The following is a 6,390-nucleotide window of genomic DNA, read 5'->3' as shown; positions in this document are numbered from 1 at the left end:
GCTGGCTCGGTGGTTGAGCCTGCCGAAACCAGCCTGTCGAAGCCAAGCGGCGCGGCCCAGGACTTTTTCGTGCTAACACAAAATTCTTCGGGGGAGGCTTCGCCTCCCCCGACCGCCCCCAAGAACAAGACCTCACACGACACCGTGTTCGCTCGTTGCTGGTTCAAGCGGGAGCGTCTCAGGTTCACCGAAGCGCACCTCAAGCACACCGTTGCGGAAGACCGCACGCCGCGCTGGGCGCTCGGCCAGGGCCATGGGCAGGATCATGTCGCGGCGGAAGTTGCCAATTTCAATGAAGAGCTCATCGCCACGCTTGGTCATCGAAACTTTAGCAATCTCGACATGGGGCAGCGGCAAGCGCATAATATACTCCTCGCCATCCTTGACGATCTCTTGGGTTTTGCCGTGAAACTGTACCTTCACCGGATCGACATCGCCAAAGAGTTTGCGCCCAACCATGCCCAAATCCTCCAAGCCGGCCAGATCACGGGCGTAGTGCGGCCCTTCCCAGATGGGTAGCGGTTGGAAGAGATCATAGGCCATCTGGCGGTAGCCCTGCTGGATGCGGGCCAATTCGCGCATAAACTCGCCCTCAGCCTGCTCGATGGGCAAAACGCGGTTAATCACCACCCCATCCACGGGGTAGCCGAAGAGCGCAAGGTAGGTTGCTGCCCGCTGCGCCTCCTTGATTACCATACGCTCAGGATTGATCACCAAGCGATAGGAGCTAATCTCCGGGTTGGTCAAGTTATCGCGCAACGCCTCCACCCCCTTGGTCAGCCGGTCGAGCGTAGCGAAGATGTCGGTTGCTGGCACCAATTGCTTCACGAGTGGGCGGGCCGCCTTGAGTGTCTGTGGCTCCCAATCCATCACCCGCGTCGCATACCAAGAAAAGGACTCCGGCATCGTTAGCAGGCGCACCGTCTCGCCCGTCGGCGCAGCATCAACCACCACAACATCAAAGGTGCCATGCTTGGCCTGGCGGCGAATATGGAGCAGACTGACCACCTCTTCCATGCCTGGAATGATCGCCAACTCCTCAGCAGCCACATCGTCTACCCCCTTGCGGCGCAGCAGATTGGCAAGATAGCCCCGCAATTCGCCCCAATGGTCGCGCACCTCATCAAGGACGTTAATCTCCTGCCCCCACAAACGCTCAGTCAATTGGGTTGGTTTCGAGCCAAGGGGGGCATCGAGCGCATCAGCCAAACTATGCGCCACGTCGGTACTCACCACCAACGTCCGGTAGCCAAGTTCAGCCGCCCGCACCGCAGTCGCTGCGGCGGTGGTTGTCTTGCCCACGCCGCCTTTGCCAAGATAAAGGATGAGCCGCATGAAAACCTTGCCTTCCCAGTCGATCGCCCGCACCGGCAGGCGGAAATGTATCTGTAAGCCTAAGCCTAAAGCGCTCGTTTCGCCTTCCGGCGATCTACGTTACAATGCGGTGGTACGCCAGTCACACACCGCTACCACGGCAGATAAGACCAATCACCCTTGAACATAAGAATGCTAACGCCCGTTGGGACGCCATGTTCGGCAATCTGCAATCTGCAATCTGCAATCTGCAATCGTAAATGGTAATAAGACGCTCTACGCATTGTACGTGTTGCATAAGAGCGCGTCAACTTGCGCTGATCAATAGTACAACAAGGAGTACCGCAATGTCCGCTTCCCTCCCCACAGGTCTGATCACGGCCCTGCAAAGCGCCCGCAACGTCGCCGTACTTACCGGCGCGGGGGTTTCGGCTGAGAGCGGGATTCCCACCTTTCGTGATGCCCAAAGCGGCCTCTGGGCCAAGTATAGCCCCGAAGAGTTGGCCTCACCCGCAGCCTTCCGCCGTAATCCGCGCCTTGTCTGGGAGTGGTACGCCATGCGGCGTGCGGCGGTCTTGGCAGCCCAACCCAACCCCGGCCATGTCGCCCTGGCCCAACTTGAGCAACTTGTGCCACATTTTACCCTGATCACCCAGAATGTGGACGGGCTCCATGCCCGCGCCGGGAGCCGTGCTCTGATTGAACTGCACGGCAATATTACCAAAGTGCGCTGTTCGGTCGAAGGGACGTTTTGCTCCACCTGGGCAGAAGGTGAGGAACTGCCCCCACCCTGCCCTACCTGTGGTGCGCCCCTGCGCCCTCATGTGGTCTGGTTTGGTGAACAACTCCCGCTCGATGCGCTCCAACAAGCCTGGATAGCCGCCGAGGAGTGTGAGGTCTTCCTCTCCATTGGCACCTCCGGCTTGGTCGAACCCGCCGCCTCGCTGCCCCGAGTCGCCTATAGCCATGGCGCAACTGTGGCGGTACTCAACCTCGATGTGAACACCCGCAGCGAAGCGCGGCTCTTCTATCTCCATGGCCGTTCGGGCGAGGTGTTGCCTCAATTGGTTGAGCGTCTTATGGAGGAGCAGCAGTGAAAAATTTCCTGATCATTGATCGCTTTAGCGATCCAATTGAACGCCAACAAGCACCAGTTTTAATATACATCTTCGCTGCCATTAGCATTGGGGCATTGCTGGCGTTTTTGCTCTTCTTTGCGGTGTTGGGTTTGTCTGTGGCGGGGTTGCTGCTCATGGGTGCTGCCGCACTGGTGAGCATCACCAGTGCGGCGAGTGTCTGGGTGCTGCGTGGAGGCCATTTTACTGCCGCAACTCTGCTCTCCGCTCTGGGCCTCTTGGCGGGGGTGAGTATCCCGATTGTGGGTTTTGGCTATCCGGCGGCTACCTCGTTCATTGTAGTACTCGTGTTGCCGGTACTCTTCATTGGCTTGGCTACCAACCGCCGACTGTTGCTCATGACCGCTGGCGCCAGTACCCTGATTGCGAGCATCGCTTGGGCAATCACGCCCCTGATGGCTGAGACTAGAGCACGCATTGCGCCAACCCATGATCTCACGGCGATCTCGGTCGGGCTCTTTTTGATTGTCCTCGCAGTCGTTGTGGCAATTATTATGCTCTTTGGCTCCGAGTTGCGTCAGGCTTTGATCGCGGCTTTAGCCCGTGAGCAAGAGCTAGAGCAACTCCGTGCTGGTCTGGAGGCCACGGTCGCTACCCGAACCGCCGATCTGCAACAAGCCCTCGGGACGGTCGAGCGGCGTGAGCAGCAGCTTCAGCAGACTATTCAAGAACTTCAGTCGAGCCAGGAGACCATCCGTGAATTGAGTGCTCCCGTGATTCCGGTGCTGCCCGGTGTTTTGGTTGCGCCATTGATTGGTACAATGGATAGTAGCCGAGCCTTGGCCTTTACCAATAATGTGCTGCGAGTGGCGGAACAACAGCACGCCCGTTATGTTATCTTTGATATTACTGGGGTTCCGGTGGTTGATAGCCGCGTGGCCCAGATTTTGCTTCAGACGGCGCGTGCGTTACAATTGCTCGGAACTCACGTTGTTGTTGTAGGGGTGCGGCCCGAGGTGGCGCAAACCTTGGTTGGATTGGGGATTGATCTTGCACAGTTGCAGACCTTTGCCGATTTGCAGCAGGCCATTACGAGGATTGTTGATCGATCCTAGCTAGGTTATGGCTGATCTCATTGATGCACTCTATACCTTGGCGCGTCAGCGTGGGCGCAACGAGAACCCTTTACTCGCGTTGCGTAGCTTTGTGGGGCGTGTGGGGGCGCGGATTAGCCATTTGCCGATCCATCCCGCGTTGGCCCAGGCATGGCCTGGGGCTACCGGCGAGCCCTTCCATCAGCATCAAGCCCTTGCGCTGGCCGCGCTGCGCCGTGAAGAGGCCGTTGCCCTGTTGGGCGGTGTCTCGGCACGCCGCAGTATGCATCTGCTGCTGACTGAGACGCTGCACGCGACCCGCAACACCCGGGTGTTGCTCGTTGCCCCTGATGAGTTGGCGGCGATGGCCCATGTGCGTGAGTTGCGCCGTTTGCTGCGTGATCTGAAACAGCCGCTTCAGGTGGCCTTGGCTGCCGGTACGGGCGTGCGTGCTGCGCTCAATGCCTCGGTTGTAGTGGCCACGCCAGAGTTGCTACACGACCGTCTGCTGCGTCACCATGCGCGCGCGTGGGCGGACTTCTGGGCCAATGTGCGCCTGATAGCTCTGGCTGAAGTGCATAGCTACCCCGGCCCGGCTGCCGTACATCTGGCCGCTTTGCTGCTGCGTGTCCGCCGTTTGACATCTGTTCAGCCGCTGCTCTTGGCGACACTTGCGCCCCTGGCAGGAGCCGATCAGGTGCTGGCCCAGATTGGCACATGCCCTTGGCGCATCCTAAGTGCTGAGGATACGCCGAACGAGGGGACAACCTTGGCGCTCTGGCGCACCCCTGGCGAGCGAGCCCGCGAGAGTTTGGCCCTTGCCTTGGGTTTGGCGCGCACCAAGGCACGGGTGCATCTGCTCTGCCCCGCCTTCGAGGCACCGCTGCTGCGCATGCTTGCCGGTGACGATGTTCCCACGCTGAGCATTGGCCCTAGTGCGCTGCCAGCCGATGCCCTCGTGATCATGGGCCTCAATGAGGCCGCTGCGCCCCTGGCCCAAGCCCACGATGGGCCCACGTTGAACATTCTGGTCCTCGGTGATGATCCCGCCGAGCAGGCCTTGGCCCACTTGGCCCAATCAGAGGACGATCAGGCCCCCCTGCCGCTGCTTGATGGTGCGCCGCTGCAATGGGTCTCTGCGCCGATCAATGCCTATATTGAGGCTCAACATCTGCTCTGTGCCGCAACAGAACGCCCCATTCGTGACGATGAGGCGCAGGCGTGGGGTGTCCTGCCGCTCATTGAGCGCCTGAGTGAGCAGGGACGTATGCTGCCGCTGCCGGGCCGCACGACCCTTTGGCAGCCCCTGCCTAGCGCTGGGGATGTCTATGCTGGTTTTGATCTGCGTTCCGTCGCTGGCATGCCTGCACTGCTTGCCGATGATCAGGGCCACCCCTTGGGCATGCTTGATCAGGCCACCTTTGATCGCTGGGCCTTCTTAGGTGCGGCCCTGCCCCCGCTGCGCGGCGGCTACCGCGTCGTCCAACGCCATGAAGATGAGCAGCGCCTAGAGTTGACCATCAGTGCAGGTGGCGAGACGCGCCGCACCTTGCCGCTGCGCCGCTGCGAGATTCGTGTACGCGACCGGCGCGAGAGCCGAACCCTGCGTGGCTGCGACCTCGCTTGGGGCCGGGTCATTGTTGATGAGGAGCTGTATGGTTTCCGTGAAGCCGCACCAGGCGTGGCCCCCAACGAGCGTGTGATCAATCCGCCCATTACACTGCGCTGGAGTGCCCCGGCTCTCTGGATTGATCTGCCCGTTGCAGTAAAGATGCCCGGCCAGTTGGTGGGGTGGTCGCTCGTGGCTACACTGCCACTTTGCACCAGCAGCACATGTACCGATCTGGTGCCCGCCTATGATCACGAGGTTGATCGTATCTACTTTGTGGACACCCATCCGGGCGGCAATGGCTTGGCAACCTGGCTCTTTAGCGCCTTGGAACGCATCTTGCCTTTGGCCTACGATGTTGCCCGCGCTTGTCGCAACGATCCATTGCTTGAGCCTTTGGCCCGTGCCGATATGGATTGGTTACTGGCACTGTTGGGGGGGCAGTTTACGCCGCCCCCGCCGCCCCGCCCTGCCCCCACAATGCCACTTGAAGCTCCAAGCGCATCCGCAGAACCAACGCTGCCTCAGCCGTCGCAGCGGGGAGCAGCATCCCCGGCGGTGGCAGCAGCGCAACCTCCGATACCCCCCGCGCCCGCCAAGGCCAAGGAGCGTTCACAAACGCCAGCGCCACCCAAGCCATCCGTAGCACCCAAGCATGCCCCCCCGCCCCCCATCGAGCCGCCCGCGCCGCCCAAGCCATCCGCAGCACCCAAGCAGCCCCCTCCGCCTCCTACCGAATCGCTGCCGCCCCCTGCCGAGCCAAAAGGCCGCCAGAGTCGCAGCAAGCGCCAACCCAAGCGTAAAACCTCGGAATCGCCCGCTGCCGAGCAAGCACCCGCGCCACCGCCGCCCGCGCCACCGCCGCCCCCCGCGCCACCCGAAGCCATCCTGCCCGATGCCGCCGCCATGGTCGCCCGTCTGCAACGGCTACGCCAGCAACGCGAACAGCAAAACCAGCCCAAAGTCACTAGCCCAAGCCCAGCCAAGCAGAACGACGGCCTACCCCGTTTTCAGCCCGGTGACCAAATTACCTGCAATCCCTACGGCCCCGGCAAAGTGATCGCTAGTCGGATCGAAAATAACCACGAAGTCCTTGAAGTACTCTTCCCCGAGCATGGCCAACTCACGATTGATGCCGCTGTGAGCGCGGTGCGCCTTGTAGAGTAGCGATGAAGAGAGGTACAGAGGTTTTCACCACAGAGGCACAGAGAACACAGAGGTTTTTTTGTTAGACATGGTTCATAGTTACTTTACAGTTTGGTCTCCGATGGAGTGCCGACTTTAGTCGGCTGGGGTC

4 protein-coding genes are annotated in these 6,390 nt (G+C 60.6%); 3 read left to right on the top strand and 1 reads right to left on the bottom strand.

Annotated features, from left to right (window positions below; all coding sequences use genetic code 11):
• Nucleotides 1-132: 132 nt before the first annotated feature.
• A complete protein-coding gene (locus tag CJ255_RS20770; protein WP_097645992.1) occupies nt 133-1,335 on the bottom strand; it encodes an ArsA family ATPase in 1,203 nt (400 codons plus the stop codon).
• A gap of 326 nt (nt 1,336-1,661) precedes the next feature.
• On the opposite strand from CJ255_RS20770, the gene CJ255_RS20765 reads away from it, so the two are divergent.
• The 3 genes from CJ255_RS20765 to CJ255_RS20755 are packed head-to-tail and all read left to right on the top strand — an operon-like array spanning nt 1,662 to nt 6,260.
• Nucleotides 1,662-2,411 carry an SIR2 family NAD-dependent protein deacylase gene (locus CJ255_RS20765; RefSeq protein WP_097645991.1) on the top strand — a complete coding sequence of 250 codons (750 nt, stop codon included), beginning with the start codon at nt 1,662-1,664 and terminating at the stop codon, nt 2,409-2,411.
• Complete coding sequence (locus tag CJ255_RS20760; RefSeq protein ID WP_097645990.1) at nt 2,408-3,505, top strand: STAS domain-containing protein; 1,098 nt, start codon at nt 2,408-2,410, stop codon at nt 3,503-3,505. Before CJ255_RS20765 ends, CJ255_RS20760 begins: the two co-directional genes overlap by 4 nt.
• A 7-nt stretch (nt 3,506-3,512) precedes the next feature.
• The gene (locus CJ255_RS20755) at nt 3,513-6,260 is read left to right on the top strand and encodes a helicase (RefSeq protein WP_097645989.1); all 2,748 of its coding nucleotides are present in this window, start codon (nt 3,513-3,515) and stop codon (nt 6,258-6,260) included.
• The last annotated feature ends 130 nt before the right edge of the window (nt 6,261-6,390 follow it).

The sequence above is a fragment of the Candidatus Viridilinea mediisalina genome, assembly GCF_002532535.1.
Classification (GTDB): Bacteria; Chloroflexota; Chloroflexia; order Chloroflexales; family Chloroflexaceae; genus Viridilinea; species Viridilinea mediisalina.
Note: the sequence above shows the minus strand (reverse complement) of the source record. Positions and strands in the feature narration are given on the sequence as shown.

Excerpts from the sequence above, each read along its gene's own strand:
- CJ255_RS20770 (WP_097645992.1), bottom strand. The coding sequence starts at position 1,335 with ATGCGGCTCATCCTTTATCTTGGCAAAGGCGGCGTGGGCAAGACAACC.
- CJ255_RS20765 (WP_097645991.1), top strand. The coding sequence starts at position 1,662 with ATGTCCGCTTCCCTCCCCACAGGTCTGATCACGGCCCTGCAAAGCGCC.
- CJ255_RS20755 (WP_097645989.1), top strand. The coding sequence starts at position 3,513 with ATGGCTGATCTCATTGATGCACTCTATACCTTGGCGCGTCAGCGTGGG.